At 72.1% G+C, this 25843-nt stretch carries 22 protein-coding genes; 15 read left to right on the top strand and 7 right to left on the bottom strand.

Translation table 11 applies throughout. The features are described 5' to 3' along the window. The first annotated feature begins 42 nt into the window (after positions 1 to 42). A complete protein-coding gene (locus tag BJ964_RS04955) occupies positions 43 to 870 on the top strand; it encodes an ABC transporter ATP-binding protein (RefSeq protein WP_188119568.1) in 828 nt (275 codons plus the stop codon). Next, positions 871 to 1773 carry a ribokinase gene (locus tag BJ964_RS04950; RefSeq protein ID WP_188119567.1) on the top strand — a complete coding sequence of 301 codons (903 nt, stop codon included), beginning with the start codon at positions 871 to 873 and terminating at the stop codon, positions 1771 to 1773. Here the strand turns inward: BJ964_RS04950 and BJ964_RS04945 are convergent. From BJ964_RS04945 to BJ964_RS04935, 3 genes are read right to left on the bottom strand one after another with little or no spacing between them, the layout of a single operon-like run. Then, on the bottom strand, positions 1751 to 2665 hold the full coding sequence (locus BJ964_RS04945; RefSeq protein ID WP_229806569.1) for a methyl-accepting chemotaxis protein: 915 nt from the start codon (positions 2663 to 2665) through the stop codon (positions 1751 to 1753). The genes BJ964_RS04950 and BJ964_RS04945 overlap by 23 nt on opposite strands. Then, positions 2662 to 3204: a PAS domain-containing protein gene (locus BJ964_RS04940; RefSeq protein ID WP_188119566.1), complete on the bottom strand. Its 543-nt coding sequence runs from the start codon at positions 3202 to 3204 to the stop codon at positions 2662 to 2664. Before BJ964_RS04940 ends, BJ964_RS04945 begins: the two co-directional genes overlap by 4 nt. A gap of 14 nt (positions 3205 to 3218) precedes the next feature. Next, positions 3219 to 3680 (bottom strand): DUF6232 family protein, encoded by a 462-nt coding sequence (locus BJ964_RS04935; protein ID WP_188119565.1) that lies wholly within the window; start codon positions 3678 to 3680, stop codon positions 3219 to 3221. An 86-nt stretch (positions 3681 to 3766) separates the two neighbouring features. On the opposite strand from BJ964_RS04935, the gene BJ964_RS04930 reads away from it, so the two are divergent. Both BJ964_RS04930 and BJ964_RS47780 read left to right on the top strand, forming a co-directional pair. Further along, positions 3767 to 4540 carry an enoyl-CoA hydratase/isomerase family protein gene (locus BJ964_RS04930; protein ID WP_188119564.1) on the top strand — a complete coding sequence of 258 codons (774 nt, stop codon included), beginning with the start codon at positions 3767 to 3769 and terminating at the stop codon, positions 4538 to 4540. Positions 4541 to 4619: 79 nt separating this feature from the next. Continuing rightward, the gene (locus BJ964_RS47780; RefSeq protein WP_229806568.1) at positions 4620 to 6692 is read left to right on the top strand and encodes an Hsp70 family protein; all 2073 of its coding nucleotides are present in this window, start codon (positions 4620 to 4622) and stop codon (positions 6690 to 6692) included. Positions 6693 to 6707: 15 nt separating this feature from the next. On the opposite strand, the gene BJ964_RS04920 is transcribed toward BJ964_RS47780, so the two are convergent. Genes BJ964_RS04920 through BJ964_RS04910 form a run of 3 tightly spaced genes read right to left on the bottom strand, consistent with a single transcriptional unit; the run spans position 6708 to position 7799 of the window. Continuing rightward, positions 6708 to 7040, bottom strand: coding sequence for a PLD nuclease N-terminal domain-containing protein (locus BJ964_RS04920; protein ID WP_188119563.1), 333 nt, complete (start codon positions 7038 to 7040; stop codon positions 6708 to 6710). A gap of 38 nt (positions 7041 to 7078) precedes the next feature. Continuing rightward, positions 7079 to 7432 carry a DUF202 domain-containing protein gene (locus BJ964_RS04915; protein WP_188119562.1) on the bottom strand — a complete coding sequence of 118 codons (354 nt, stop codon included), beginning with the start codon at positions 7430 to 7432 and terminating at the stop codon, positions 7079 to 7081. A 1-nt stretch (position 7433) separates the two neighbouring features. Then, positions 7434 to 7799: a YidH family protein gene (locus BJ964_RS04910; protein ID WP_372441801.1), complete on the bottom strand. Its 366-nt coding sequence runs from the start codon at positions 7797 to 7799 to the stop codon at positions 7434 to 7436. A 410-nt stretch (positions 7800 to 8209) separates the two neighbouring features. Here BJ964_RS04910 and BJ964_RS04905 point away from each other — a divergent pair, with 410 nt between their 5' ends. From BJ964_RS04905 to BJ964_RS04855, 11 genes are all read left to right on the top strand, one after another. Next, positions 8210 to 8986, top strand: a complete 777-nt coding sequence (locus BJ964_RS04905; RefSeq protein WP_188119561.1) for an electron transfer flavoprotein subunit beta/FixA family protein — start codon at positions 8210 to 8212, stop codon at positions 8984 to 8986. A gap of 21 nt (positions 8987 to 9007) precedes the next feature. Then, positions 9008 to 9940 (top strand): electron transfer flavoprotein subunit alpha/FixB family protein, encoded by a 933-nt coding sequence (locus tag BJ964_RS04900; protein ID WP_188119560.1) that lies wholly within the window; start codon positions 9008 to 9010, stop codon positions 9938 to 9940. Between the two features lie 538 nt (positions 9941 to 10478). Beyond that, complete coding sequence (locus tag BJ964_RS04895; RefSeq protein ID WP_188119559.1) at positions 10479 to 11654, top strand: cysteine desulfurase family protein; 1176 nt, start codon at positions 10479 to 10481, stop codon at positions 11652 to 11654. Positions 11655 to 11663: 9 nt separating this feature from the next. Beyond that, a complete protein-coding gene (gene mnmA / locus BJ964_RS04890; protein WP_188119558.1) occupies positions 11664 to 12752 on the top strand; it encodes a tRNA 2-thiouridine(34) synthase MnmA in 1089 nt (362 codons plus the stop codon). Continuing rightward, positions 12745 to 13740 (top strand): methionine synthase, encoded by a 996-nt coding sequence (locus tag BJ964_RS04885; protein ID WP_188119557.1) that lies wholly within the window; start codon positions 12745 to 12747, stop codon positions 13738 to 13740. Before mnmA ends, BJ964_RS04885 begins: the two co-directional genes overlap by 8 nt. Further along, the gene (gene ligA / locus BJ964_RS04880; protein WP_188119556.1) at positions 13737 to 15968 is read left to right on the top strand and encodes an NAD-dependent DNA ligase LigA; all 2232 of its coding nucleotides are present in this window, start codon (positions 13737 to 13739) and stop codon (positions 15966 to 15968) included. Before BJ964_RS04885 ends, ligA begins: the two co-directional genes overlap by 4 nt. A gap of 125 nt (positions 15969 to 16093) precedes the next feature. Continuing rightward, complete coding sequence (locus BJ964_RS04875) at positions 16094 to 18154, top strand: putative bifunctional diguanylate cyclase/phosphodiesterase (RefSeq protein WP_188119555.1); 2061 nt, start codon at positions 16094 to 16096, stop codon at positions 18152 to 18154. Next, positions 18127 to 18426, top strand: a complete 300-nt coding sequence (gatC, locus tag BJ964_RS04870; protein ID WP_188119554.1) for an Asp-tRNA(Asn)/Glu-tRNA(Gln) amidotransferase subunit GatC — start codon at positions 18127 to 18129, stop codon at positions 18424 to 18426. Before BJ964_RS04875 ends, gatC begins: the two co-directional genes overlap by 28 nt. A gap of 2 nt (positions 18427 to 18428) precedes the next feature. Next, positions 18429 to 19892 carry an Asp-tRNA(Asn)/Glu-tRNA(Gln) amidotransferase subunit GatA gene (gene gatA / locus BJ964_RS04865; RefSeq protein WP_188119553.1) on the top strand — a complete coding sequence of 488 codons (1464 nt, stop codon included), beginning with the start codon at positions 18429 to 18431 and terminating at the stop codon, positions 19890 to 19892. 13 nt (positions 19893 to 19905) lie between these two features. Beyond that, positions 19906 to 21387, top strand: a complete 1482-nt coding sequence (gene gatB / locus BJ964_RS04860; RefSeq protein ID WP_188119552.1) for an Asp-tRNA(Asn)/Glu-tRNA(Gln) amidotransferase subunit GatB — start codon at positions 19906 to 19908, stop codon at positions 21385 to 21387. Between the two features lie 173 nt (positions 21388 to 21560). Beyond that, positions 21561 to 22805: a hypothetical protein gene (locus BJ964_RS04855; RefSeq protein ID WP_188119551.1), complete on the top strand. Its 1245-nt coding sequence runs from the start codon at positions 21561 to 21563 to the stop codon at positions 22803 to 22805. A gap of 1261 nt (positions 22806 to 24066) precedes the next feature. On the opposite strand, the gene BJ964_RS04850 is transcribed toward BJ964_RS04855, so the two are convergent. Further along, positions 24067 to 25821: a metallophosphoesterase family protein gene (locus tag BJ964_RS04850; protein WP_229806567.1), complete on the bottom strand. Its 1755-nt coding sequence runs from the start codon at positions 25819 to 25821 to the stop codon at positions 24067 to 24069. Positions 25822 to 25843 lie beyond the last annotated feature (22 nt).

Raw genomic sequence — 25843 nt, 5'->3', positions numbered from 1 at the left:
TTCGGCACCGGCACGCCGTCCGGCCCGCGGGGGCGAACATGGTTGGATGGACGCGTGCTGGAGGCTGCCGTATCCATTCCGCCCGACGAGGACACCGTCATCGCCTTCGACCGCGTCAACGTGGTGCGCGGCGGAAACTTCCTGATCCGCGACCTGTCCTGGCAGGTCGAGCTGGACGAGCGGTGGGTGGTGCTGGGCCCGAACGGTGCGGGCAAGACCACCCTGCTCAACCTGGCGTCCGCCCGGATGCACCCGACCCGCGGCAACGCGTACGTGCTGGGCGAGAAGCTCGGGCGTACCGACGTGACCGAGCTGCGGACCCGGGTGGGCATCACCACCGGCCGGTTCGCCGACCAGGTGCCGCCCTCCGAGCGGGTGCTCGACGTGGTGGTCACCGCCGCCTGGTCGGTGGTCGGCCGCTGGCGGGAGAGCTACGACCCGCAGGACGAGGCCCGTGCCCGGGAGCTGCTCGAACAGCTGGGCATCGCGGCGTTCGCCGACCGTGAGTTCGGCACCCTGTCCGAGGGCGAGCGCAAGCGCACCCAGATCGCCCGGGCGCTGATGACCGACCCCGAGCTGATGCTGCTCGACGAGCCGACCGCCGGGCTCGACCTGGGCGGCCGGGAGACGCTGATCGGCCACCTCACCGAGCTGGCCCTGGACCCGGACGCCCCGGCCATGGTGCTGGTCACCCACCACGTCGAGGAGATCCCGCCGGGCTTCACCCACGGCCTGCTGCTGCGCGAGGGCACCGTGGTCGCGTCCGGCCTGCTCGGCGAGGTGATGACCGCGGAGAACCTGACGAAGACCTTCGGTCTGCCGCTGATCGTCGACCGGTTCGGAGACCGCTACACCGCCCGGGCCGGCTAGATGGCCACCCGGGTCGTCGTCGCCGGCAGCGCGAACATGGACCTGGTCGGGCTGGCGCCGAGCCTGCCCCGGCCGGGCGAGACCGTCCTCGGTGACGACTTCGTGATGACGCCCGGCGGCAAGGGCTCCAACCAGGCCATCGCCGCCGCGCTGGCCGGCGCGGAGACGGCCTTCCTCGGCGCGATCGGATCGGACGCGTTCGGGGTCACCCTCAACGCCCGGCTCGCGGCCGCGGGCGTCGCCGTCGATCTGGTACGGACCAGCTACGGCTCCTCCGGCGTCGCAGTGATCATGGTGGACCGCGCCGGGGAGAACTCGATCCTGGTCAGCCCCGGGGCGAACCGCACCTTCGTCGACCTCACCGCCGACGAGACGGCCGCCATCGCCGCCGCCGACGTGCTGCTCTGCCAGCAGGAGATCCCGATGGGCACGGTGCTGGCCGCGCTGCGGGCCGGTCGCGCGGGCGGCACCCGCACCATCCTGAACGCGGCGCCCGCCCGGGTGCTGCCGCCCGGCCTGCTCGACGAGGTCGACCTGCTGGTGGTCAACGAGACCGAGGCGCGGGCCATCACCGGCCGGGCCGAGCCGGACATCGCGGCACTGCTCGCCCTGGTGCCCCGGGTGGTGCTCACCCTGAGCGGCAACGGCTCCCGGTACGCCGACCGCGACGGCGCCGACGTGCACGTGCCCGCCTTCAAGGTGGAGGTGACCGACACCACCGCGGCCGGGGACGCCTTCACCGGGGCGCTGGCCGTCGCCTGGGGGGAGGGCCGTGACCTGATCGACGCGATCCGCTGGGCGAACGCCGCCGGGGCGGCCTGCGTGCGCCGGGTCGGTGCGAGCAACGCCCTGCCGGCCCGCGGCGACATCGAGGAGATCTTCAGGACGCGCGAATCGTCGTGACGAACCGGGACACCTCGGACCGGAGCACCTCGGCGAGCTGCGAGAGCCCGCCGTCGTCCGGCTGGTGACCGCCGTCCACCGCCACCGCGATGCCGTCCACCAGGTCGCTCATCTCCCGGATCCGGTCGGTGACCGCCTCCAGTACGGCGATCGCGTCGGCCGCCGACTGCTGCACCGTGCTGACCTGGCTCATGATCTCCTCGCTGGACGAGCTGGTCTCGTTCGCCAGGTTCTTCACCTCGCTGGCCACCACGCCGAAGCCGCGTCCCGCCGGCCCGGCCCGGGCCGCCTCGATGGTGGCGTTCAGCGCCAGTAGCCGGGTCTGCGCCGCCACCTGGTTGATCAGGTCGACCGCGTGCCGGATCTCCTCCGACGAGGTACGCAGCGACGACACCGTGCCCAGCCCCCGCTCGGCGTCGGTGACCGCGCTCCGGGCGAAGTCGGCCAGCCCGTTCGCCGAGCGGCCCATCTCGGTGGCGGCCGTCGCCACCTGCTCGGAGACGGTCAGCACCGCCGACTCCAGTTCGTCGGCGAGCGCCTGCCGGGCCCGGGCGGCGTCCGCGAACTGGGCTGCCGTCCGGCTCATCACCTGGTTCGCGTGGGTGATCTGCTCGGCCGCCGTCCGGTACGCCCCGTCCAGCCCTTGGGTGAGGAAACGCCGGTGGAAACGCCCCTCGGCGGCCGCCGTCGACGCCGCGCCGGACTCCCGGACGAACGCGTCGATCTGGTCGAGCAGCCCGTTCACCGTGACCCGCAGCGCCCGCTCCGCGGGGGTGTCGCCGAGCTGCGGCACACGGGCCTCCAGATCGCCGCTGCGGGCCCGGTCGCAGACCTCGGTGACCAGGCGGATCGCGTTCTCCAGGCCGGAGTCGGCCGGAGGGTGCGACCTCACCCGGCGCCGCCGTCGGTGATGTCCCAGACCAGCTCGTCGTAGGTGCGCCCGTGCTCGCCGAGGATCTGCTGGAGGACCGCCGTGCCCGCCGCCACCGCGTCCGGGGTACGGGACTGCCGGCGCTCCTCGTCCAGCATCCGGGTGTAGACGGACCTGACCGTCTGGATCGCGGCGGTGGACGGCCGGCGCCGGTTGGAGTGGTAGCCGAGCAGCCGCCCGGTCCGGTCGAAGGACGGTGTGATGTGCGCGAACACCCAGTAGTGCGCGCCGTCGGCGGCCAGGTTCAGCACGTACGCGAAGAGCTCCTGCCGTTTCCCGAGGGTGTCCCACAGCAGCTGGAACACGGCCCTCGGCATGTCCGGGTGCCGGATCAGGCTGTGCGGGCTGCCCACCGCCTGCTCCTCGGTCAGCGCGGAGACACGCAGGAAGACATCGTTGGTGTACGTGATGACGCCGCGCGGATCGGTCTTGGTGACGATCAGCTCGTTCTCGCCGAACGTGCGCTCGACGCCGGTGGGCCGTACCTCGGTGGCTCTCATGGCTTTCCTGATCCTCAGCCGCGTACGGCGGGCTCCAGCGCGCGCTGCAGGGCCCGGTAGACGCGGCCGAACCGCTGGGCGTCGTTCGTCCGCAGGAGCAGCACGTCGCCCTCCCGCACCCGGCCCCAGATCTCGAGGTTGCGGGTGCCCCGGTCGTACGACAGGTCGACCCGCTCCAGCAGCAGGTCGGCGACCGGCACCACGGCCAGGCCCAGCAGGGCCCCGCCGATCACCCAGGCCACCGTGGTGGCGAACGAGGCGTCCATGGCCAGCGCCACCAGCACGGCGAACCCGCCGGCCAACAGCGGCAGCAGGATCGCCAGGCCGAGCGCGCCCCGCCAGGCGATGACGCTCCAGGACCGGGGACCCCTCGAATACCACACCCGGATCAGTTCGGGAAGGCGGAACTCGTGACCGTTCATCCGCACACCGGATGACGTGATGAGCACATCCGGATCCCGGTAGTACGTGGTCATCTTTGTCCTCCCCAGGGGACCCAATGTAGTCGTTACCCGTCGTACGCTGACGGCAAAACGGCAGGAGTGAACAGGAGGGCACATCGGTGGGTGAGTTCGTACGGCTCGAGGTCGCGGACGGCATCGGCACCATCCGGCTGGAGCGGCCGCCGGTCAACGCGCTCAACACCCGGGTGCAGGAGGAGTTGCGGGCGGCGGCACACGCCGCGGCCGGTGACGACGAGGTCCGCGCGGTGGTCGTGCACGGCGCCGGCAAGCACTTCGCGGCGGGCGCCGACATCACCGAGTTCACCACGGTGACGTACCAGGAGATGGTGGTCCGGGCCGGCGCGCTGTCCAGCGCCTTCGACGCGGTCGCGCAGATCCCGAAGCCGGTCGTCGCCGCCATCACGGGGTACGCACTGGGCGGCGGCTGCGAACTCGCCCTGGCCTGCGACTGGCGGGTGATCGCCGAGGACGCCAAGCTCGGCCAGCCGGAGATCAAGCTCGGCATCATCCCGGGCGCCGGCGGCACCCAGCGGCTGGCCCGGCTGATCGGCCCGGCCCGCGCCAAGGACCTGATCTTCTCCGGCCGGATGGTCGACAGCGACGAGGCGCTGCGGATCGGCCTGGCCGACCGGGTGGTCCCGGCCGATCAGGTGTACGCCGCGGCCGTCGACCTCGTCCGGCAGTACACGACCGGTCCGGCCCTGGCCCTGCGCGCCGCCAAGCAGGCCGTCGACGGCGGGCTCAGCGTCGACCTGGCCGCCGGGCTGGCCCTCGAGTCGCACCTGTTCGCCGGCCTCTTCGCGACCGACGACCGGGTCGAGGGGACCACCGCCTTCGTCGAGAAACGGGCCCCCAAGTTCACCGGAAAGTAGGGCCCGGGTGATCTTTCCCGTCGGGAATCCGCCTGACGGGAGGGATCGTAAGCGGGCTGTCATTGCCTAGACTGCGGGCATGCCCATCGACCAGGGTGGTCCGAAACGGTACGCCCTCGGCGTCGACTTCGGCACCTCCAACACCGTCGCCGTGGCGCGATGGCCGGACGGCCGTGCCCGCCCGATCCTGGTCGACGGCTCCCCACTGCTGCCGTCGGCCGTCTTCGCCGACTCGGACGGCAGCCTGCTCGTCGGCCGGGACGCGGTGCACAGCGCCCGGCTCGACCCGGCCCGCTTCGAGCCCAACCCGAAACGCCGTGTCGACGACGGGCTGGTGCTGCTCGGCGAGCGGGAGTTCGAGACCGTCGAGCTGATCGCCGCGGTCCTGGCCCGGGTCGCCGAGGAGTGGCACCGCGCGGTCGGGCCGCACCGGCCGGAGGTCACCCTCACCTGCCCGGCCACCTGGGGTGCGGCCCGCCGCACCCTGCTCGCCGAGGCCGCCGCCCGCGCCGGGCTGGAGGGCGCCCGCCTGGTCGCCGAACCGGTCGCCGCGGCCACCTACTTCGCCGAGGTGCTCGGGCGGGACGTGCCGATCGGCTCGGTCGTGGTGGTGCACGACTTCGGCGCGGGCACCTTCGACACCAGCGTGGTCGCGCGTACCTCGTCCGGGTTCGAGGTGCTCGCCGTCGACGGGCGCGACGACCTGGGCGGCCTCGACGTCGACGCGGTCGTCGTCGAGCACCTGCGCACCGGCGACTGGGCCCGGCTCATGGAACCCTCCACCGTCGAGGAGCGCCGGGCCCGCCGCCAGCTCTGGGACGACGTCCGGATCGCCAAGGAGCGGCTCTCCCGGGCGCAGGCCGCCGACTTCGTGGTGCCGTTGCTCGACATCGAGGCCCACCTCACCCGCGAGGAGCTGGAGACGGTGGCCCGGCCGGTGCTGGAGCAGACCGTCGAGATCACCCGGAACCTGTTGCGCTGGGCCGATCTGCCGGACGGCCGGCTGGCCGGGGTGTTCCTGGTCGGCGGCGCCAGCCGGATCCCGCTGGTGGCCACCCTGCTGCACCGGGCGCTCGGCGACCCGCCCGTGGTGATCGAGCAGCCCGAGCTGGTCGTGGCCGAGGGCAGCATCCTGGCCGGGGCCGCCCTGCTGACCACCGAGCCGGCCGCCCCCGGGCCCACCGAGGAGTTGCGGCTGCCCTCCAAGTACCTTCCGGCCCGCGCCGAGGAGGACGGGCCGACCGTGCTGGCGCCGCCTGTGCCGGCGGCGCCGACCGTGGAGCGCGAGCGCGACCAGCCGACGGTCCTGGCGAACCCCGCGGATGTCGTGGCCGTCGCGGATGTTGCGGACGAATCGGTTGAAAAGGGGCCGGTGTCGCCTCCGGGACCGGTGGAAGCCGACCGGCCGACCGTGGTGGCGGGCAAGCCGGTGGAGACGGACCGCCCGACCGTTGTGGCCGGTGAGCCGATCGGGGCCGACCGCCCGACCGCGGTGGCGGGCAAGCCGCTGACCACGCCGGTTCCGGCCGTTCCGTCCGCGGCCGCCGTCGACGTGCCGGTGCTGCCCGGCGCCGGCCGGGCCGAGCCACCACCACCGCACCGGCCGCGTGCCGACGGCCCGCCCGGCCCGCCCCAGCGGCAGCCCCGGCAGGACCGCCCGTCCCGGCCGCGGCCGCCCGCCGACACCCCGCCGCACCTGCTTCCCCCGGTGGACCCGTGGCCGCACGCGGCCGACAGCTGGCGTTCCGATCCGGACGCGACGGTCGCCACCAGTCCTCCCGAATACGAGAGCCGGACTCCCGTACCCCCGAGGCAGCCCCGGCAGTCGGGGCGCGTGCCCCGGCCGCAGCAGCCGGTGGTGGCACACGCCCGGCCGGTGTCGCCCGCCGTGGGCTCGGCCCGCCCGGTCTCACCGCCCGCCCGCGCGGTCGTCTCCGCTCCGCAGCCCCAGGTCCAGCCCCAGCCGCAGCCGGCCCGGGTGCGCCGCCGTGGGCGTCTCGGCCGCGCGATGCAGATGTTGCTCAGCATGATTGTGATGGTGACCGTGCCGATCGTGGCGCTGATCCTGGCCTACGGCTACGGCAACGGCGAACCGTTCGACCAGGACGCCGTCGAGGTCTTCACCGACATCGGCAGACTGCTCGGACTCTGATCCGGGGCACCGCGCTCAGGGACGGTCCGGCTCGTCGTCCTGCCGGAGGTCCCGTTCCCACTCGTCGAGCAGCTCACGGTCGCGACGGGACTGCTTGCTGTCCATCGAACGCAGGAAGTCCGGGTCGTCGTCCGGTGACGAGGGGCGGCGGATCGGGCGGCGGGACCGGCTGATCGGGCGGCCCCACAGGAGGTAGGCGGTCGGTCCGGCGAGCGGTATCAGCAGGATCGCGAGGGTCCAGACGGCGCGGGGCGCGTTGCGGACCCGCTCCGCCGACAAGGCGCTGATGAGGGCCAGAATCAGCAGGACGAGGGCTGCCGCGGCCAAGAAGATGAACAACCGGACCATGCCGCAATGATGCTCCTCGAAAGCCGGGTAGGCGACGATCAGAGCATGACAACCCATCCGCCGAGAACGGCCAGGGCGACGATGAGGAAGGCGTAGGCCCGGATCGGGCGGGGCGCCGGCCCGGGGAACCGGGTCCGTAGGTCCCGGCCCCGGTGCAGGGCGATCGCCACGATCGCCGCCCAGGTCGTCATCGCGGCCGCCGCCACCAGCCATTCGGCCGGGCCGGCGCCGGGCGCGAAGGCCGGCCGGAGGGCCAGCAGCGCCACGGCGGACGCCGACAGGCCGGTGCGCCGCCAGGCGAGCCGGGTCCGCAGCGCGGAGGCGCCCGGATCGCGGGGCACCCGGGCGCAGGCGCCCGGGTCACGGGTGTGCTGACCGCACGGCTCACTCATCTCAGAAGACCTGGACCAGCACCGCCGCGATGATCACCACTGCGCCGGCCGCCACCGCGACGGCGAGCACGGCCGGGAACCGGGAGCGCGGCAGGTCGGTGCCGAGCCGCATGGCCCGCTCGGTCCGCACCCAGTGGTCGACCGCGCGCAGTGCCACCAGGGCGCCGAGCACCAGCAGCAGGATCGCGATGATCTCGCGCAGGTGGCGCACCGGCAGTGGCGGCAGGAACTGCGCGCACGCCAGGCCACCCGCGATCAGGGCCAGGCCGGTTCGGATCCAGGCGAGGAAGGTGCGCTCGTTGGCGAGGGAGAAGCGATAGTCGGGAGTGGTGCCTGTCTGTGACGGGTTGAACCACTCTCGCAACACACCGTTAATTATCGACCCGCGGGGTCCAGAAGGGGGTGCCACAGATTGCGGACTTCGTCACTCACGCAGGCCTCCCGTGGGCGCCCGCAGCGGCACCACGGGGAGTCCGGGCCGCCTCGTCCATGGGTCTGCGGCTTCAGCTCTTCGGGGCGTGAGGGAGTATGGGTCGTGGATGGGCTCACGCCCTCCACGAGTAAGACGTTTTGACCGGACATGTCTGACACCTCCTCATTGCCCACTGTAGCGATCACGGTCGGGGCATGGGTGAGGTGTGTCACTCTGGGTGGCCGGCAACAGTGATGCTACTGACGGGTAACCTGGCTGACATGTCCGCCGCCCGGCAACTTCGGCGGCCGTGGACAGGGTCGACCGCAACGGTGCGTTCAATACAGGAGGGTCGTAGGAGCGCGATGAACATCGTCGTACTGGTGAAGCAGGTGCCCGACTCCGGTGCCGAGCGCACCCTAAGCGCTGACTACTCGGTCGACCGGGCGTCGGCGAGCAACGTCATCAACGAGATGGACGAATACGCCATCGAGGAAGCGCTGAAGATCAAAGAGGCGCACGGTGGAGAGGTGACCGTCCTGACCGTTGGTCCGGCCGGTGCGACCGAGTCCATCCGCAAGGCTCTCTCCATGGGCCCGGACAAGGCCGTCCACGTGCAGGACGACGCCCTCCACGGCTCCTGCGCGGTCGCCACCTCCAAGGTGCTCGCCGCCGCGCTGCGCACCCTGGACGCCGACCTGATCATCAGCGGCGCCGAGTCCACCGACGGCCGCGTCCAGGTCGTCCCGCACATGCTGGCCGAGCTTCTCGGTGTGGCCGCCCTCACCGGCGCCCGCAAGCTCACCGTCGACGGCTCCCAGCTGACCGTCGAGCGGCAGACCGACGAGGGCTACGAGGTCGTCACGGCCGCCACCCCGGCGATCGTCAGCGTCTGGGACACCATCAACGAGCCGCGGTACCCGTCCTTCAAGGGCATCATGGCCGCCAAGAAGAAGCCCGTGCAGAGCCTGTCCCTGGGTGACCTGGGCGTCTCCGCCGGTGAGGTCGGCTCCGCCGGCGCCACCAGCCAGGTCCTCGAGTACGCGAAGCGCCCGGCCCGTGCCGGCGGCGCCAAGGTCGTCGACGAGGGCACCGGTGGCGAGCAGCTCGTCGCGTACCTGGCCACCGAGAAGTTCGTCTGAGTCTGAGGGGATTAGGAAGACATGGCTGAGGTATTGGTCGTCGTCGAGGCCGGCGTCAAGAAGGTCACCCTCGAGATGCTCACGATCGCCCGTGGACTCGGGTCGGTCTCGGCGGTGGTGTTCGGCGACGCCGACACCGCGAAGCTCGGCGAATTCGGCGCCGAGAAGATCTACACGGCGTCCGGTGAGGACGTCGACGGCTACCTGGTCGCCCCCAAGGCCACCGTGGTCGCCGAGCTGGTGAAGCGGGTCCAGCCCGCCGCCGTGCTGCTCGCCTCCACCCAGGAGGGCAAGGAGATCGCCGCCCGCCTGGCGATCAAGCTGGACAACGGCCTGCTCACCGACGCCGTCGGCCTCGACGCCGACGGCACCGCCACCCAGGCGATCTTCGCCGGCTCGGCGATCGTCAAGACCAAGGTCACCAAGGGCCTGCCGATCGTCACCATCCGCCCGAACTCGGTCACCCCTGAGCCGTCGGCCGCCACCCCGGCCGTCGAGCAGCTGACCGTGGCCGTGTCGGACACCGACAAGCTGACCAAGGTCGTCGAGCGGGTCGCCGAGCAGAAGGGCTCCCGCCCCGAGCTCACCGAGGCCGGCATCGTCGTCTCCGGCGGCCGCGGCGTCGGCAACGCCGACAACTTCAAGCTGGTCGAGGAGCTCGCCGACCTGCTCGGCGGCGCCGTCGGCGCGTCCCGCGCGGCCGTCGACTCGGGCTACTACCCGCACCAGTTCCAGGTCGGCCAGACCGGCAAGACCGTGTCGCCGCAGCTCTACGTGGCACTCGGCATCTCCGGCGCGATCCAGCACCGGGCCGGCATGCAGACCTCGAAGACCATCGTCGCGGTCAACAAGGACGCCGAGGCGCCCATCTTCGAGCTCGCCGACTTCGGCGTGGTCGGCGACCTCTTCAAGGTCGTCCCGCAGGCGGCCGACGAGATCCGCAAGCGCAAGTAGGTTGGGCTAGCTTCGCTCCGCGGCACTGTGCCTGATTGCTCCGCTTCGCTCCGCGGCAAAACGCCTTGTAACCGGTGTCGAGGCAGGTGATTTCCCGCCGCCAGCAAAACCCGCTGGCGTCGGCAAATCATCTGCCTCGACACCGGCGGCGTTTTGCGGGGACGTTTAGCGCGCCGCCGTCCGGCTTGGGGTGACCGTTTCGTTGTCTCGACACCGGCGGCGTTTGGCGGGGGACGTTTTGCGCGCCGCCGTCCGGCTTGGGGTGACCGTTTCGTGGTGCGGGCGAGTCGCGGATCTTTGCGGCTGGCTCTGGGGCTGTTCTGGTGCGGTTGAGAGGGCTCTGGGAGGCAGCCGGACCACCGATCTCAGCCCGGCGCGGGCGGCACGGGCGGGAGGGCCGCTGAGGTCGCCGGGAAGAGGCGGGACGGTCGGGGTGTGGTCGGGGGCGGCGAGGGGCGTACCGGAGCGGGGCAGTGATTTTGATCTTGGGAGGACTCGGGCGGGGGCGGTGACGGGAGGACGGCCTAAGCTGGGGGTGATGGCCTACCTGGATCATGCGGCGACCACGCCGATGCTGCCTGCCGCGCTCGACGCCTATGTCGCCGCGGCGCGTGAGCTTGGAAACCCGTCTTCGCTGCATGCGGCGGGTCGTGGAGCCCGGCGCCTGGTCGAGGAGTCGCGGGAGCGGATCGCGGCGGCGCTGGGGGCCCGGCCGTCCGAGGTGATCTTCACGGGTGGCGGGACCGAGGCGGACAACCTCGCGGTCAAGGGGATCTTCTGGGCCCGGCGGGACGCCGATCAGCGCATGCGCCGCGTGGTGGCCTCGGCCGTCGAGCATCACGCCGTGCTGGACGCGGTCGACTGGCTGGGGCAGCACGAGGGCGCCAAGACGGCGCTGCAACCGGTGGACGCGGCCGGGCGGGTGGACGCGGAGGCGTTCGCCGAGCTGGTGCGGGCGCACGGCAGCGAGATCGCCGTGGTCAGCGTGCAGTGGGCGAACAACGAGGTCGGCACGGTGCAGCCGGTCGCGGCGCTGGCGGCGCTGGCCGCGGCCGCCGGGATCCCGTTCCACACCGACGCGGTGCAGGCGGTCGGGCAGGTGCCGGTGGACTTCGCGGCGAGCGGCGCCTCGGCGCTCACGCTCACCGGGCACAAGGTGGGCGGTCCGGTCGGTGTCGGCGCGCTGCTGCTGGGCCGGGACGTGACCTGCACGCCGTTGTTGCACGGCGGCGGCCAGGAGCGGGACGTGCGATCCGGGACCCTGGACACCCCGGGCGTGGTGGCGTTCGCCACTGCCGTGGAGGCCGCGGTCGCCAGCCGGGAGGAGCACGTCATCCGGGTGGCGGCGCTGCGTGACGACCTGGTGGAGCGGGTGTGCGCGGCGATCCCGGACGCGATCTACAACGGCGACCCGGCCGACCGGCTGCCGGGCAACGCCCACTTCTCCTTCCCGGGCTGCGAGGGCGACGCGCTGCTGCTGCTCCTGGACGCGCAGGGCATCTACTGCTCGACCGGTTCGGCGTGTTCGGCCGGCGTGGCCCAGCCCAGTCACGTGCTGCTGGCGATGGGCGCCGACGATCCGCGGGCCCGCTCGTCGCTGCGGTTCAGCCTGGGGCACGACAGCACGAAGGCGGATGTGGACGCGCTGCTCGCGGCGCTGCCGGGCGCGGTGGAACGCGCCCGCCGGGCGGGGGCCTGGAAGACGTCCAGATAGGCTGGGAACATGCGTGTTCTCGCAGCCATGTCGGGCGGTGTCGATTCGGCGGTCGCCGCCGCGCGCGCCCGTGACGCCGGCCATGATGTCACCGGCGTGCACCTCGCGCTCGCCCGTAACCCCCAGACGTTCCGGACCGGGGCGCGCGGCTGCTGCACCCTGGAGGACTCGCGGGATGCCCGCCGGGCCGCCGATGTGATCGGCATCCCGTTCTACGTGTGGGACATGGCCGAGGAGTTCCACGACAGCGTCGTCGACGACTTCGTGAACGAGTACGCGGCCGGCCGTACCCCGAATCCCTGCCTGCGCTGCAACGAGAAGATCAAGTTCGCGGCGGTGCTGGACCGGGCGGTGGCCCTGGGCTTCGACGCGGTGGTCACCGGCCACCACGCCCGCCTGGGCGCTGACGGCCTGCTGCGGCGCAGTGTCGACCTGGCCAAGGACCAGTCGTACGTGCTGGCCGTCCTGACCCGGGCCCAGCTCGACCGGGCGATCTTCCCGCTCGGCGACTCGACGAAGGAGCGGGTCCGGGCCGAGGCCGCCGAGCGTGGGCTGGCCGTGGCCGACAAGCCGGATTCGCACGACATCTGCTTCATCGCCGACGGTGACACCCGCGGGTTCCTGGAGGGCCGCCTCGGGTCGGCGCCCGGCGACATCGTGGACGGGCGCACCGGCGAGCGGCTGGGCACCCACAACGGGGCGTACGGGTTCACCATCGGCCAGCGCAAGGGCCTCGACCTGCGGGTTCCCGCCGCCGACGGCCGCCCGCGCTACGTGCTGTCGATCACCCCGGTGACCAACACGGTGACCGTCGGCCCGCGTGAGGATCTTGAGGTCGACGTGGTCACCGCCGATCGGCCGATCTGGCACGGCGCGGACACCCGGCTGGATTGCGAGGTTCAGCTGCGGGCGCACGGCGAGGTGGTCCCGGCTTCGGTGTCGGTCGCCTCCGATGCCCTGGTCGCTGCTTTGAAATCACCGGCGCGAGGCGTCGCCGCAGGTCAGGCGATCGTCGCCTACCAGCCGGATCCCGAGGGGGACATCGTGCTCGGCTCGGCGACGATCACGGCCGGTTCCCGGGTGTCGTCGCATGCCTGAGTTCCCCTGGGGCGCGGGTGCCGCCACCGGCATCGGCTCGCTGCCCGGCACCGACATCGCCGAGGCCCAGCGGATCGTGCTGGGTGAGCTGCCCGGCCTGCCGCACCTGCCCGAGCTGCCCGAGCGCGGCCCGGGCGCCGACATGATCGGCCGGACCGCCGGGTTCCTCGTCGAGCTGCCGGTGCAGGTCTACGCCGGCCGCTGGCAGATCGCCTCGCGGCCGGGCACGGACCTGCGGCGGACCGCGGATCTGCTGGAACGCGATCTGGACCAGCTCACCGAGCAGGCCGACGGATACTCCGGCCCGCTGAAGATCCAGGCCGCCGGGCCGTGGACCCTGGCCGCGAACCTGGACCTGCCGATCGGCGGGCGGATGCTGCGGGACCCGGGCGCGGTCCGGGATCTGACCGCCTCGCTGGCCGAGGGGCTGCGCCGGCACGTGGCCGACGTGCGCAAGCGGGTGCCCGGGGCGACCGTGCTGCTCCAGCTCGACGAGCCGTCGCTGCCCACCGTGCTGGCCGGGCAGGTGCCGACCGAGAGCGGGCTCAGCGCCTACCGGAAGGTGGACGGACCGGACGCCGCGTCGCGTCTGCGCACCGTGGTCGAGGCGGTCGACACCCCGGTGATCGTGCACTGCTGCGCGCCCGAGGTGCCGTTGCAGGTGATCCGGGACGCCCGGGCCGCCGCGGTCGCCTTCGACCTGTCGCTGTTCAAGGATCTGGACCCGCTCGGCGAGGCGATCGAGGCGGGGCTGGGGATCTTCGCCGGGGCGGCGCCGACCCGTGCGGTCGCCGGCCGCCGTCCGGAGTCGAAACAGATCGCCGACCGGGTGCGGACCCTCTGGCAGCGGCTCGGCTTCCCGGCCGCCCGGCTGCCCGGGCAGGTCGTGATCACCCCGGCCTGCGGGCTGGCCGGCGCGCCGATGGGCTACGCCCGCGCGTTGCTCAAGGCGTGTGCCGAGGCGGGCCGTCGGATCGCCGAGGTTTGATCGTATTTCTTAGACGGAGGTTCGGTTCAGTGGCTACCCCAGAGGCATCTTCCCGGCATGCCGAGCTGGCCGACGAGATCCGCGAGCACCAGCACCGCTATTACCAGCTCGACGCGCCGACGGTGTCGGACGCGGAGTTCGACCTGTTGCTGCGCGAGCTGGAGGCGCTGGAGGCGGAGTTCCCGGAGCTGCGCACCCCCGAGTCGCCGACCCAGACGGTCGGCGGTACGACGACCGGAGACTTCCCCAAGGTCGAGCACGCCGAGCGGATGATGTCGCTGGACAACGTGTTCAACCTCGACGAGCTGACGGCGTGGGCCGAGCGCGCGGTGCGGGACGCCGGCGGCCCGGTGCGGTTCCTGTGCGAACTCAAGATCGACGGTCTGGCGATCAACCTGACGTACGAGAAGGGTGTTCTGGTCCGCGCCGCCACCCGTGGCACCGGGCGGGTCGGCGACGACGTGACCCCCAACGTGCGGACCATCGGGGACATCCCGGAGCGGCTGACCGGTGACGACGTGCCCGGCCTGGTCGAGGTGCGCGGCGAGATCTACTTCCCGGCCGAGGCGTTCGCGGCGCTCAACGCGATGCTGGTGGAGCAGGGTAAACCGACGTACATGAATCCCCGTAACGCCGCTTCCGGCAGCCTGCGGCAGAAGGATCCACGGGTCACCGGGTCGCGCGGGCTCGGCATGGTGGTGCACGGGCTGGGCGCGCGGGAGGGGTTCCTCCCGGAGTCGCAGTCGGCGGCCTATGCGGCGATGAAGGCGTGGGGCCTGCCGGTCAGCGAGCGGTGGAAGCTGGTCGACGACCTGGCCGGGGTGCGCGAGTTCATCGAGTTCTACGGCAAGCACCGGCACGACGTCGAGCACGACATCGACGGTGTGGTGGTGAAGGTCGACGAGGTCGCCATCCAGGGGCGGCTCGGGTCGACCAGCCGCGCGCCCCGGTGGGCGATCGCTTTCAAGTACCCGCCGGAGGAGGTCACCACCAAGCTGCTCGACATCCGGGTCAATGTGGGCCGCACCGGCCGGGTCACGCCCCAGGCGGTGGTGGAACCGGTGGTGGTGGCCGGTTCGGAGGTCGAGTTCGCCACCCTGCACAACGCGCAGGAGGTGGCCCGCAAGGGCGTGCTGATCGGCGACACCGTGGTGCTGCGCAAGGCCGGTGACGTCATCCCGGAGATCCTCGGGCCGCTGCTGGAGCTGCGGCCGGCGGACGCGCGGGCGTTCGTGATGCCGACCGAGTGCCCCGACTGCGGGACGCCGCTGGCCCCGGCGAAAGAGGGTGACATCGACATCCGGTGCCCGAACTCGCGGTTCTGTGTGGGGCAGCGGCGGGAACGGCTGACCTACATCGGGCAGCGCAACGTTCTGGACATCGACGTGCTGGGGGAGAAGTCGGCGCGCGCGCTGATCGATTCGGGTGTGCTGTTCGACGAGGGCGATCTGTTCACGCTGACCGCAGACGACCTGCTCCGGGCGCCGTTCTTCGTGAAGAAGGACGGAACACTCGGGGCGAACGCGGAGAAGATGCTGCTGAGCCTGGCCGAGGCGAAGGGGCGGCCGCTCGCCCGGATCGTGCGGGCGCTCTCGATCCGGCATGTCGGGCCGACGGCGGCGGAGGCGCTCGCCCTGGAGTACCAGGCGATGGAGGCGATCGAGGAGATCGTCGCGCGGACGGCGGCGCTGCCCGAGGTCGAGGCGCTGGTGCCGGTGGTCGCGGAGGAGCCGGACGAGGCCGAGGGCGCGGAGAGCCCGGCGACGGCCGGGAAGGCGGTGGTCAAACGGACCGTCAAGGTCGTCGACCCGCTGGCCGAGGTGGACGGCGTCGGCCCGATCATCGCCGAGAGCCTGCGCGAGTGGTTCGCCGTCGACTGGCACCGGGAGATCGTCGGGAAGTGGCGGGCCGCGGGCGTGCGGATGGCCGACGAGCGGGTGGAGACCGGCCCCCGCACGCTGGACGGCGTGACCGTCGTGGTCACCGGCACCCTGGCCGGCTACACCCGCGACAAGGCGGCCGAGGAGATCACCACCCGGGGCGGCAAGGTGACCGGCTCGGTGTCGAAGAAGACCGGGTTCGTGGTGGTCGGCGACAACCCGGGCAGCAAGTACGACAAGGCGCTCGCCCTCAAGGTGCCGGTGCTCGACGAGGCGGGGTTCGGGGTCCTGCTGGCGGACGGTCCGGAGGCGGCCAGGGCGGTGGCCGAGACCACCCCGGAAGGGTGAATCCCGACGGATCGCACGTCTGAGAGCTATCCGACGGCTAACAACGTTTAGGCGCTTTCGGACAAAAAGCGCCATATGGATCTATGGTGTAGGCGATCGGTGATCGAGGCCATCGTGGAGGTCGCATGGATGCCGCTCGCCCACGGTTGGCCGGTCCGGACCACCGCCGTGCCGTGCTTGTCACCACCGTGCCGGCCGTGGTGGCCGCCGTCCCGTTGATCTGGGCGAGCGGCGGCCTGACACCGGCCTTCTGGACCATGGCGGTGCTGGCCGTTCTGGTGGACGTCCGGCCGTACGTGGTGCCCGGCCGCCGCGCCAGCTCGGTGATCCTGCCGTCGATCTGCTTCACCTTCGGCATCGCCCTCGCCTGGGGAGCGCTGCCGGCGGTGGCCGTGCAGACGGTGGCGGTGGCGGTGGCGGGCGCCCGGATGCGGCATTCGCCCCGGCGTACCCTGCACCTGACCGTGCAGCACGCTGCGGCGCTGCTCGCCGCGTCGGCCGTCGCCCACCTGGCGTCGCTGCGTGTCGACGACAGCCCGGGCTGGTGGGCGGCGGTGCTGATCTGCGTGGCCGCCGTCACCTGGATGCTCGCCCGGTACTCGGTGGCCGCCCTGGCCCGGGCGCTGACCTCGGACGTCCCGCCACGCCGGCGCCGCCGCGGCCACGCCGACCTGTTCGCCACCGCGGCCCTGCTGCTGCTCGGCCCGGTGGTGCTGGTCGCGGCCCGGGTCAGCCCGGCGCTGCTGCCGCTGGCCCTGCTGGCGCTGCACGCCGTGCACCGGATGGTCCGCTGGGCCGGCGAGTTCGAGCGGGCCACCCGCTTCGACCCGCTGACCGGCCTGCCCAACCGGCGTGGCCTCCAGGCCGCGATGGCCGAACGCGACCCGCACCGGCGCCGCGCCCTGCTCCTGATCGACCTGGACCGGTTCCGCACGGTCAACGACGCCCTCGGCCACGGCGCCGGGGACCGGCTGCTGACCCGGGTCGCCGACCGGCTGACCGCCGCGGTGCCCACCCACGACCTGGTGGTCCGGCTCGGCGGCGACGAGTTCGCGGTGCTCGCCACCCGGGTCGAGGACCCGGCCTCGGCCCGGCGCATCGCCCAGCACCTGACCGACGAGCTGAGCCGCCCGTTCCCGCTGGACGGCACCCCGGTCGAGCTGAGCGCCTCGATCGGGATAGCACTGCAATCCGGCCGCCGCGACGACAGCACCCTGCTGCGCGAGGCCGAGTCGGCCATGTACGAGGCGAAAGAGCGCGGTGACCAGGTCGCCGTGCACGGGCCGGACGTGGCCGAGCACACCCCCGACAAGCTCACCCTGGTCGCCGACCTGCGCACCGCGCTGCGCCGGGACCCGCCCGACGACGGGATAGTCCTCTACTACCAGCCGCAGGTCGCCATCGCGACCGGCGAGGTGGTCGGCGTGGAGGCGCTGCTGCGCTGGCGGCATCCGCGGCGCGGCACGGTCGGCCCGGAGGAGCTGCTCCGCGCGGCCGAGCCGACCCCGGTGATGCGGCTGCTCACCGCACGTGTGCTGGAGGAGGTGGTGGCCCAGCTCGCGGCCTGGCGGCGGGACCGTGTGCCGCTGCGGGCCGCGGTCAACGTCAGCGCCCGCGACCTGCACGCCGGGGACATCGCGGACCGGGTGGGCGCGCTGCTCGGCCGGTACGGCGTACCCGCTGATCTTCTGCAGTTGGAGATCACCGAGAGCGCGCTGATGGCCGACCCGCACCGGGTCCTGGAGACCACCACCCGGCTCAGCCGGATGGGCGTGGGCATCTCGCTGGACGACTTCGGCACCGGCTACTCGTCGTTGCAGCATCTTCGGCGGTTGCCACTCGCCGAGGTGAAGATCGATCGCTCGTTCGTGCTGGGCATGACCACCGACCGGGGCGACGCCGCGATCGTCCGCTCGGTGATCGGCCTGGCCGACTCGCTGGGGCTGCGCGCCGTCGCCGAGGGCGTGGAGGACGAGGCCACCTGGCGGATGCTCGCGGCCGCCGGCTGCCACATGGCGCAGGGCTGGTTCCACGCCCGTCCCATGCCGGCCGCCGATCTTGCCGCGTGGCGCCGGCGGTACCGCCCGGTCAAGCCCGGGAATCGCGGCGAAATAGACTCAGGCCCGGCAGTTAAACCGTCAAACGATGAGGGGGCAGGATGGCCGCCATCTCCCGCGAAGAGGTAGCGCACCTGGCGCGCCTGTCGCGGCTCGCCGTGACCGAAGAAGAGCTCGATCGATTCGCGGGGCAGCTCGACGTGATCCTGCAGTCGGTCGCGCGGGTCGGTGAGGTGGCCGCGGAGGACATCCCGCCGACCTCCCACTCGGTGCCGCTGACCAACGTGTACCGCGAGGACGTCCCCACGGCGAGCCTCACGCAGGACGCGGCGCTGTCCGGCGCTCCGGACGCGTACGAGAGCCGTTTCCGGGTGCCGCGCATCCTGGACGAGGAGGACTGATCGTGACCGACCTGACCAGGCTCTCCGCTTTTGATCTCGCTAAGTTGATCTCCACGAAGGAGGTCTCCGCCGTCGAGGTCGCCACCGCGCACCTCGACCGGATCGCCGCCGTCGACGACCGGGTGCACGCCTTCCTGCACGTCGACCGGGCCGGCGCCCTCGAAGCGGCCGCCGCCGTCGACCGCGGGGAGATCACCGGCCCGCTGGCCGGCGTGCCGATCGCCGTCAAGGACGTGGTGACCACCAAGGGCGTCCCGACCACCGCCGCCTCGAAGATCCTCGAAGGATGGAAGCCGCCGTACGACGCGACCATCGTCGAGCGGCTCAAGAAGGCCGGCATGCCGATCCTCGGCAAGACCAACATGGACGAGTTCGCGATGGGCTCCTCCACGGAGTACAGCGCGTACGGCCCGACCAACAACCCGTGGGACCTGGGCCGGATCCCGGGCGGCTCGGGTGGTGGCTCGGCCGCCGCGCTCGCCGCCTACGAGGCCCCGCTCGCGATCGGCACCGACACCGGCGGCTCGATCCGCCAGCCCGGCGCGGTCACCGGCACGGTGGGCGCGAAGCCCACCTACGGCGGCACCTCCCGGTACGGCCTGATCGCCTTCTCCTCCTCGCTGGACACGCCCGGCCCCTGCGCCCGGACCGTCGAGGACACCGCCCTGCTGCACGCGGTGATCGCCGGCCACGACCCGCGGGACTCCACCTCGATCCCGCAGCCGGTGCCGGACGTGGTGGCGGCCGCCCGCCTCGGCGCGACCGGTGACCTGACCGGGGTGAAGCTCGGCATCGTCAAGGAGTTCGCCGGCGACGGCTCCGAGCCCGGCGTGACCGCCGCGTTCCAGGAGTCACTTCAGAAGCTGGTCAAGCTGGGCGCCGAGGTCGTCGAGGTGTCCTGCCCGCACTTCGAGTACGCGCTGCCGGCCTACTACCTGATCGCCCCCAGCGAGTGCTCCTCCAACCTGGCCCGCTTCGACGGTGTCCGGTACGGTCTGCGCGCCGGCGACGACGGCAACCGCTCGCTCGAGGAGGTCATGTCGCTGACCCGGGAGGCCGGCTTCGGCCCCGAGGTGAAGCGCCGGATCATCATCGGCACCTACGCCCTGTCCAGCGGCTACTACGACGCCTACTACGGCCAGGCGCAGAAGGTCCGCACCCTGATCACCCGGGACTTCCAGTCCGCGTTCGAGAAGGTGGACGTGCTGGTCTCGCCGACCACCCCGTTCGTGGCGTTCCCGTTCGGATCCCGGACCTCCGACCCGTACCAGATGTACCTCGCCGACCTCTTCACGATCCCGACGAACCTGTACGGCGGACCGGCCATCTCGGTCCCGTGCGGGCTCTCCGAGGGCCTGCCGGTCGGCTTCCAGATCATGGCCCCGACGCTGGCCGACGACCGGATGTACCGGGTCGCCGCCGCGCTCGAATCCGCCGTCGGCACGTTCACCCCGCCGGCCCTGTGAGGAGGGAGCAGAGATGACCTACGAAGAGATCCTCACCCGGTACGAGCCGGTCATCGGCCTGGAGACCCACGTCGAGCTGGGCACCGCGACCAAGATGTTCTGCGGCTGCAAGACCGACTTCGGCGCCGAGCCGAACACCCAGGTCTGCCCGGTCTGCCTGGCCCTGCCCGGCGCGCTGCCGGTGATGAACCGGGCCGCCATCGAGGCGACCATCCGGATCGGCCTGGCGCTGAACTGTGACATCGCCGAGTGGTGCCGGATGGCCCGGAAGAACTACTTCTACCCGGACATGCCGAAGAACTTCCAGACCTCGCAGTACGACGAGCCGCTCTGCGTGGACGGCTACGTCGACGTCGTCGTGGACGGCGTCGAGTACCGCATCGGCATCGAGCGGGTGCACATCGAGGAGGACACCGGCAAGACGCTGCACGTCGGCGGCGCCACCGGCCGGATCCACGGCGCCACCGAGTCGCTGGTCGACTACAACCGGGCCGGCATCCCGCTCGTCGAGATCGTCACGAAGCCGGTGCCCGGCCTGGGCGGGCTCGCTCCCGAGATCGCCAAGGCGTACGTTGCCGAGCTGCGCGACATCGTCCGCTCGCTGGGCGTCTCCGACGTGCGGATGGAGCAGGGCTCGATGCGCTGCGACGTCAACACCTCGCTGAACCGCCCGGGCGAGGAGTGGGGCACGCGGACCGAGACGAAGAACGTCAACTCGCTCCGCTCGGTCGAACGCGCCGTCCGCACCGAGATCATCCGCCAGTCCGGGATCCTCGACGACGGCGGCAAGATCCACCAGGAGACGCGGCACTTCCACGAGGACCGGGGCGACACCAGCTCCGGGCGCTCCAAGGAGACCGCGACCGACTACCGCTACTTCCCCGAGCCCGACCTGGTGCCGATCGCCCCGGACCCGGCGTGGGTCGCCACCCTGATGGCGGAACTCCCGGAGAAGCCCAGCACCCGCCGGGCCCGCCTCCGCGAGGAGTGGGGCATCACCGAACTCGACATGCAGTCGGTGGCCAACGCCGGTGCCGTCGAGATCATCGAGGAGACCATCGCGGCCGGCGCGTCCCCCGCGGGCGCCCGCAAGTGGTGGATGGGCGAGCTGGCCCGCCGCGCCAACGAGCTGAACGTCGAGCTCACCGCGGTCGGCGCCACGCCGGCCCAGGTCGCGGCCCTGCAGAAGCTGGTCGACGAGGGCAAGCTGAACGACAAGCTCGCCCGTACCGTCCTGGAGGGTGTCGTCGCGGGCGAGGGCGACCCGGCCGAGGTGATGGCCGCCCGCGGCCTCGAGGTGGTCAACGACACGGGCGCCCTCACGGCCGCCGTCGACGAGGCCATCGCCGCGAACCCGGACATCGCCGCCAAGATCCGCGACGGCAAGATCGCCGCCGCGGGCGCCCTGGTGGGCGCGGTCATGAAGACCACACGCGGCCAGGCGGACGCCAAGACCGTCCGCGAGTTGCTCCTGGAGCGCCTCGGCGTTTCCTGACCGATTCTGTACGGCTACGCCCGGCCCCGGGAATCCATGGGGGCCGGGCGCTGCCGTCCCCGGCCCTTTGCCGCCCGTTCCGGGCGAAGCTGCCGACGCCCGCTCACGGCGTTCGCGTATGAGGGCGCCCCGATCCCCACCGAGAAACGGGCAATCTGTCATATTCTGCGGAAATGTCACTGTTCTCTGCGGTCGGGGTGCTCGCCACGGTCGTACTGACCGGCCTGAACTCCACCGGCGGCCCCCTGCTCGTCGCCATGACCCCGGCCGTCGAGCGTTTCACGGCCGGTGGCCCTCTGTTCGGCACGGCGGTCCCGGGCGAGCAGTTCAGGCTCGGTGGCCGTCTGCTCGCCGCCGTGACCCCGGCCGCCGAGCGTCTCACGGCCGGTGGCCCTCTGTTCGGCACGGCGCCCATGGGCGAGCGGCTCACGGTCGGTCGTCCGCTGTCCCGCGCCGTGACCCCGGGAATCGAGCGGCTCACCGTCGGCGGCCCCGGCGCGCTGGTGGACGCCGACCGGCTCGCCATCGTCCGGTTCGACGCCACCGCCGGGCAGCGTCTCACCGTACTGGCCGAACGCCGAACCCTCACCGCGGCCGACAACACCGACGTGATCATCCGCCGCATCGACGAGAAGGTGGCCGAGGGCACCCTGCTCACCACCTGGTCAGCCGCGAGCGTCGACTTCACCGCCCCGGCGACCGCCGGCTACATCATCGAGATCAAACCCCGGGTCGCCGAACACGGAACCGTACTGGTCAGCCTCCGCGGATCCACCTCGGGCACCCTCGTTCCCGGCGGCCCGCCCCAGAAGGTCACCATCGGAAAACCCGGCGAACGAGCCTTCCTCACCTTCCCGTCCCCGGCGAAACGGCGACTCACCCTGGTGGCCCGGCGCGGCACCCTGCCCCGGCAGGAGTACACGGACCTCAAGGTGACCACCCCCGCCGGCGAGACCGAGGTGCTCGGAGCGCTCGGCGAGGACAGCGACTACCGAACCCTGGACTTCGACACCACGGCCGGCGGCGTCCACACCATCGAAGTCAACCCGGACACCACACGCACCGGGACACTGACCCTCCAACTGGTCGGCTCCGTCTCGGCGCGTCTGACCCTCGGCGCCCCACCGTCCCGCATCACCCTGGCCCGGGCCGGCGAGCGGGCCTACGTCACCTTCCGCGCCAAGGAGGGCGACCAGCTCCGCCTGACCGTCCGCCGGGGCTCCCTGACCACCACCGACCAGACCTGGGTACAACTGCGAACACCCCTGGGCCTGGACGCCGGCTCCGGCACCCTGACCGCCGAGCAGCCCACCGCATCGCTGGCTTTCAGCACCTCAGCCGGCCTCTACACGATCGAGATCGACCCCGAGGGCCTGGACACCGGCACTCTCCTGCTGGACCTCCGCCAAATCCCCTGAAGGCCCACCCCACCCCACCCGCCCAGCTACGCCCGACTCAACGCCGGACCCACCCCACCCCGCCCAGCCCGACTCAACGCCGGACCCACTCCACCCAGCCCAGCCCGACTCAACGCCGGACCCACTCCACCCAGCCCAGCCCGACTCAACGCCGGACCCACTCCACCCCGCCCAGCCCGACCCAATGCCGGACCCACCCCACCCCGCCCAGCCCTACTCAACGCCGGACCCACTCCACCCCGCCCAGCCCGACCCAATGCCGGACCCACCCCACCCCGCCCAGCCCTACTCAACGCCGGACTCACTCCACCGTGCCCGTCGCCCCCACCGTGCCCGTCGCCCCCGCCGGCCCGTTGCCTCTCTGAGGCAAAGGCCCAAGGCCTGGTGGGGTGTGGTTGCGCCTGCTTGCTGCGTGTCCCGCGCCCGAGATCTTGGACGTCTATCCACCGCGTCCGGTGATGATTCGTCCAAGGTCCGGCAGGGCTGATGCGTCCTGTTTGCGCGTGCTCTGCCGCCCGAGATCTTGGACGTCTGCCCACCGCGTCCGGTGATGATTCGTCCAAGGTTCGGCAGGGCTGATGCGTCCTGTTTGCGCGTGCTCTGCCGCCCGAGATCTTGGACGTCTGCCCACCGCGTCCGGTGATGATTCGTCCAAGGTTCGGCAGGGCTGATGCGTCCTGTTTGCGCGTGCTCTGCCGCCCGAGATCTTGGACGTCTGCCCACCGCGTCCGGTGATGATTCGTCCAAGGTTCGGCAGGGCTGATGCGTCCTGCTTGCGCCGTGCCCTGCCGCCCGAGATCTTGGGCGATCAGCCACCAGCGCGGGTGGGAAATCGTCCAAGATCGCGGCGGGTGGCGGGTGGCGGGTGGCGGGTGGCGGGTGGCGGGTGGCGGGTGGGCTGGGGCCGTGAGGCCTGGAGTGAGGGGCGTCGGTGGTGATGATCTTGGGTGATCGACCAACGGATGGGGTGGGAGATCGTCCAAGATCGGTCGCTTAGGTGGCGTGGGGTGACGGTTTCCGCAAGGCCGGAATCGGCGCTACGTGGTGCGTGGCTGAGGCGGTGGGGCAGGCGGATAGGCGGGCAGGCGGATAGGCGGCAGGCGAAGCGGTGAGGCAGGCGGATAGGCGGCAGGCGAAGCGGTGAGGCAGGCGGATAGGCGGCAGGCGGAGTGGTGGGGCGAAGCGGTGGGCGGATAGGCGGGCAGGCGAAGCGGTGGGACGGAGTGGTGGGACGGAGTGGTGGGGCGGGATGGCGGGGTGGTCAGCGGGACGGCTGGGCGGGCGAGAGTGAGGGTGTCGGGGTGGGGGTCGGTTCCGGTTCGAGGCCGATGACGTTGCGCTGCATCTCCACGTTCGACTCGCCGGTGCCGCCCAGCTGGATGTCGTCGTACGCCTTCAGCTCGTGGTTCTCGTCGAAGTAGAGGACCGACAGGCTCAGCGGGGTCGCGTCCTCACCCTCCAGGCCGCGTAGCCCGGCGCCGCCGGTGGAGCCCTCCACCATGAGGCGTGTGGTGAAGGTGGGTGGGGGCGCCGTGGACGCCGATGGGGCCGGGGAGGCCGACGTCGACGGGCCGGGCGGGGGCGCGGTGGGTGCGGGCAGTGTGCTCACCACGCGGCGGTGCAGGTGTCCGGCGAGTACCAGGGGGACCACGCCGGACAGCGGCTGGGCCATGGCCGGGTCGTGGACCAGAGCGATGTCGACCTTTTTGCCCGAGTCGCGGATGGTCTGTGCCAGGCGGTCGCCGGCGGCGGTCAGCAGTTCGGGGCCGGATTCGTCGCCGGCCGCGTTCGTCTCGCTCTTGTCGGGGGTGAACTGGGGGTCGCCGATGCCCGCGATGGTCAGCCCGTCGATCTCGGTGAGCGCGTCGTCGAGGACCACGGCGTTGCTCTGCCGGGCCACCGCCGCCTGGATCGCCATCGAGTCGTGGTTGCCGCGCACGTAGATGTAGGGGACCTGGACCGACGGGATGGAGGCCACGAACGACGTCTCGGCGCTGCTGCCCCAGTCGACCATGTCGCCGGTGTCGATCACCGCGTCGATCTCGAAGGTGTCCACCACGGTCCGGATGAGGCCCCACGATGTCGGGTTCAGATGCAGGTCGGAGACGTGCAGCAGGCGGGTGGTGTTGCCGGCCGGCTCGTAGACCGGCAGCGCCGAGATGGTCGAGTAGACCCGGCTCACGTTGCCGAGGATGGCCTGGAGCTGTTCCGAGTAGCGCCCGTAGTTGTCGGCGATCCGCCGGGCGTCACCGACCACGGCGGGCGCGTTGACGAGCAGGCCCTCATAGCGTGGCTCACTGATCGAATCCGGTCGCAGCGTGGCGGCGGCCAGGCCCAGGCTGCCGCCGGTTACGACCAGTGCGGTGAGGCCGGCCGCCGCCGTCCGCCGGGTGTCGCGGAAGATCAGCGCGGCCAGGATGAGCGTGCTGAGCACGGCCAGGCCCATGGTGCGCAGGCCGAGCCGGGCCACCCCGGTGACCACCTCGTCGACCGCACGCTCGCCGGCCGTGCTGATCGCGGCCGGGTTGTCGATCAGCGCTTCGGTCCGGCTCTGGTCCAGCGAACCGAGGTCCACCCGCAGGTGCACCGGGCCCCGGTGACTGTCCAGGTGCAGTGAGCCGAGCGGTGGGATGTTCACCTCGGTGCCGCCGTGCACGGACGGGGTCACCGACATCTCGGCGCTGAACGGGCCGACGTTCAGATCGGAGCGGGCGAAGAGCATCACCCCGATCATCGAGCCGATGACCGCGGTCAACCCGATCGCGGCCGCGACCCGGAGCCGCCGGTACCAGCGATGCCGGACCGCCCGGCCGGTCAGACCGGTGGCCGCCCGGAAGAAGCCGGCGCCGGTCCGAAGGGGCCCGGCCAGCGCCCGGGAAAGGCCGGCGAACCAGGCGGAGGACCGGAGCTGCGCGGCGGCCGCCCGGAAGGGCCGCGCCACCGATCCGACAAGTGTGGCGGCGCGTCGGCGTCCGCTCTGCCCGGGCGGTTCCTGGTTGGTCGGCGCCTCGCTCATCGGGAGCTCACCTGCCCGATCC

Origin of the sequence: Actinoplanes lobatus (assembly GCF_014205215.1) — a bacterium.
GTDB lineage: Bacteria > Actinomycetota > Actinomycetes > Mycobacteriales > Micromonosporaceae > Actinoplanes > Actinoplanes lobatus.
The sequence above is the reverse complement of the archived record's forward strand: the minus strand, read 5'-3'. Positions and strand labels throughout refer to the sequence as shown.